At 76.6% G+C, this 235-nt stretch carries 1 pseudogene; it reads left to right on the top strand.

What is annotated here, in order from left to right:
* Positions 1–235: pseudogene (locus KVT39_RS37445) on the top strand (IclR family transcriptional regulator); the annotation flags it as partial.

Raw genomic sequence — 235 nt, 5'->3', positions numbered from 1 at the left:
GCCGCCGCGACGCTCGGGCCGCTCGGCCCGTCCGTGATCCGCCTCGAGGCATCGGCGCGGCCGCAGCCCGTGAGCCTGCGGGTCGGCACCGTGATGTCGCTCGTCAATACCGCGATCGGGCGGATCTTCGCGGCCGGCATGTCCGACGACGTGCTGGCCGTTCTGCTCGCCGACGAGCCCCTACGCCTCGCCGGCAGCGGCCCCGTGCAGGCCGACGGCGCAGTCCGCGCGCGGC

The sequence above is a fragment of the Burkholderia sp. GbtcB21 genome, assembly GCF_019091065.1.
In the GTDB taxonomy this organism is placed as follows: Bacteria; Pseudomonadota; Gammaproteobacteria; order Burkholderiales; family Burkholderiaceae; genus Burkholderia; species Burkholderia pyrrocinia_C.
This window is presented reverse-complemented; position numbering and strand designations above follow the sequence as displayed.